This is a genomic window from bacterium (assembly GCA_040756715.1).
In the GTDB taxonomy this organism is placed as follows: Bacteria; UBA9089; UBA9088; order UBA9088; family UBA9088; genus JBFLYE01.
Genome location: JBFLYE010000132.1, coordinates 1 through 2,868 on the forward strand (window position 1 = coordinate 1; position 2,868 = coordinate 2,868).

Consider the following 2,868-nt stretch of genomic DNA (forward strand, 5'->3'; position numbering starts at 1 on the left):
AAACTTAAACCTTCAATTCAAAATTCAAAATTTAGAATTCAAAATTTCTTAAAAGGTGGATGAATTTTTAACAGATAAACACAACCCTATCTATTTTTGCACTAAGTAATGGAAGATACTATAATTAGAGATTACATCTCGGATGGTCTCAGGGGATATCAAGAAAATATATGATACGGCTGATGATTACAAGCAAAAGGAAGGTATTGAGCCTACCTTAATGGTAGCAACTGCATATATCTCGCCAAGCCTTATGCAGAAGATTATGGGCTTGGAAAGGAAGATAGAGGTATTCTCATATGAGGAGGAGTGAGGTTTGAAAATTTTTTTGACAAAAAAAAGAAAATGTGTTATATTTAAGATATAAAAACTAAAAAATTTGGGATTTAAAAAAAGCTAAAGTTTTTTTCCTTTTTTGCCGATAAATAAAAAAAGGAATGTTATAAGCAACAAAGGAAAAAAGAAGGAGGGGAAAAAGGTGAAATTTACATTATAGACAAGGATGGGCTTTTGTAACAGAAGTTGTAACAGAAGAAAGGGAGAGGAGATAAAAAGAAGATTTAGAAATCAAAGACTGGTAAATACCAGTCTATTTTATTTTATGATAGAGGCAATATAGAAATTAATTTTATGATAGAGGCAATATAGAAATTAAGGTTGTGAAGGTAGAGGAAACTGTACAAATAAGGACAAAATAGGATAATGGAGCCAGGCAGTATTAGAAAGAGGCTTGCGGTTCTAAGACGGGAGTGTGCCTTTTTGTGCTTTCCTCTTTTTGCCGAGGGAGGGAATTAGGGTAAAATGGGAGAGATAAGGGTTAAGATTGGGCTGGAAAATTTTGCCGATAGATATATGTATCTTAAAAATAAGATAAGGGAAGATGAGATAAGGAGATACGAGTTTAAAAATGAAATATGCTAAAACAAGGATAAAAAATTGGGGGCAAATAATAAGATGAAAAAAAGAATTGTTCCAGAAGAACCAAAGGTGTTATTTGAAGAGGCAAAGAGGTATCTTGCAAATGCAAAAGAGACATTAGCAAAGACCCGAATTGAGTATGACCGTTATCAGGACAAAAAGTATGTTAAAGAGGCTTCCGCAGTGGCATATTTAGCTTGTCTTTCTGCAATTGATGACTATCTTCTATCTATTGGTACAGAAAAGAAGAAGCTTCCCACATCTATTGAGGAATACACAAAATCCTTACGAAAGATTCCCCACAATGGAAAGCTTATTTCAGCTTTAGACACTGTCTACGAAAATCTTCATATTCTTGGCTATTATCGTGGAGGGGTTGATGTAGAGATGATAAAATCTGGCTTTCAAAAGGCAAAATTTATAATAGATACCCTATCAAAGGGGGTAAAAATAAGATAAGATGTCATATTTACAGAATATTGGGATTGTTTATTGCGGCGGGAGGAACGCTAGCTTTAATCTTTAAAGTATTTTCTTGGCAATATATTTTAAAAAGAGAATGGAGGGAGGTTAGGCGAATTTCTTTAAGAGAATTTAGGAGGATTTAAATGCCAGTAGCATTACCATTAGAGGTTTACGAGACATTTGGAAAAAGCTTCGGGAAAGAGGATGCAAAGAGGGTTGTGAGGTCTTTTGAGGCGGTAATTCAAGATGAGGTAGAGCATACATGGAGAAGAACCAAGGATGAGCTACTTGATGCGATAAGGAAAGAGTTTATAACCAGGGAAGTCTTTGAGGAAAGGATAAATGTGGTTGGAATAGAGCTTGAAGCAAAGATTAAAAGCTTGGATACAAAGATGAATTTCTTAATAATCCTTATGTTTCTTGCCCTTACAATTATGAACCCAGTTGTTGCAGATATTATAAAGGGATTGATAAAATGAAGAAGATTAAATTGACAAAGGTGCGGAAGAAAGGTATAGGGAGGTAATGGCAAGATGAAAAAGGTATTTGCCTTTTTGATTTTAACAGGTTTTTGCTTAGCAAAGACACCCGGGGAGAGTGGATTGGCTTTTCTTAAGCTGGAAAGAGACCCCTTGGGATTTTTTGAAAATCCCGCATCTTTGGTAGATAAAGGAAGGTCAGCGGGTTTTATGTACTCAATGCCATTGAATGAGGTAAAAGGGCTTAAGCAGGGGCTAGTAAATGTATCCTATTCGTTAAAGAACGGCGTAATCGGTGGAGAGGTAATTTATTTTGGCTATGGCGAGATGGATGAATACAATAATTCTGGAAGAAGGACAGGAAGAAGCTGGTCTGCCTATGACCTTTGTGCAAGCCTCTCTTATGCAAGGGAAATGTTTGGCTTAAAGCTTGGCGGCGCTCTTAAGGCAATAAGCTCAAAGATTGATACGGCAAAGGGAGGTGCCTTTGCCCTTGATCTTGGTGCAATAGCTAACCCTTGTCCAGGGTTAGAAGTTGGAGGAAGCCTAAAGAATTTAGGAACAAAGATAAAATATGATAACGATAAATTTTCGCTTCCCTTAAGCTTCAATATTTCTTCATCCTATAACATTCCATTATTGGCAAAGATAAAGGGAGAGTTGAGTATTCCCAATGATTCTGACCCTTATATTTCTTTGGGAATAGAAAAGGAATTTGCAAAGGTCTTAAATTTAAGATTAGGCTATTCTACAAGAAAGATGGCAGGTTCGGGAATATTAGCTGGCTTTGGAATAGAATATTTGTCTTATTCATTTGACTATTTATTTAAACCCTATGGCGATTTGGGAGATTCGCATATCCTTTCAATGGGAGTGAGATTTTAAGATGGATGTTAAAGATATAACTGAGGCAGTTTCAAATATTTTGATTCCAAAGCTTGGTGAGCTTTCTGCAAAAATAGATGGAATTGAAAAAAGGATGGAGAGGTTTGAGGGAAGGATGGAT

The 2,868-nt window shown here is 35.8% G+C and carries 4 protein-coding genes; all 4 read left to right on the forward strand.

What is annotated here, in order from left to right; genetic code table 11:
• Positions 1-130 precede the first annotated feature (130 nt).
• The 4 genes from AB1397_05145 (at position 131) to AB1397_05160 (ending at position 2,747) form a co-directional block, all read left to right on the forward strand.
• The gene (locus tag AB1397_05145; protein MEW6482370.1) at positions 131-313 is read left to right on the forward strand and encodes a hypothetical protein; all 183 of its coding nucleotides are present in this window, start codon (positions 131-133) and stop codon (positions 311-313) included.
• A gap of 641 nt (positions 314-954) precedes the next feature.
• Entirely contained in the window at positions 955-1,377 is a 423-nt protein-coding gene (locus tag AB1397_05150) for a DUF5618 family protein (protein ID MEW6482371.1), read from the forward strand.
• 149 nt (positions 1,378-1,526) lie between these two features.
• On the forward strand, positions 1,527-1,862 hold the full coding sequence (locus AB1397_05155; protein ID MEW6482372.1) for a hypothetical protein: 336 nt from the start codon (positions 1,527-1,529) through the stop codon (positions 1,860-1,862).
• A gap of 54 nt (positions 1,863-1,916) precedes the next feature.
• The gene (locus AB1397_05160) at positions 1,917-2,747 is read left to right on the forward strand and encodes a PorV/PorQ family protein (GenBank protein ID MEW6482373.1); all 831 of its coding nucleotides are present in this window, start codon (positions 1,917-1,919) and stop codon (positions 2,745-2,747) included.
• Positions 2,748-2,868: the final 121 nt, after the last annotated feature.

Coding starts and splice junctions, on each gene's coding strand:
- AB1397_05150 (MEW6482371.1), top strand. CDS start 955: ATGAAAAAAAGAATTGTTCCAGAAGAACCAAAGGTGTTATTTGAAGAG.
- AB1397_05155 (MEW6482372.1), top strand. CDS start 1,527: ATGCCAGTAGCATTACCATTAGAGGTTTACGAGACATTTGGAAAAAGC.
- AB1397_05160 (MEW6482373.1), top strand. CDS start 1,917: ATGAAAAAGGTATTTGCCTTTTTGATTTTAACAGGTTTTTGCTTAGCA.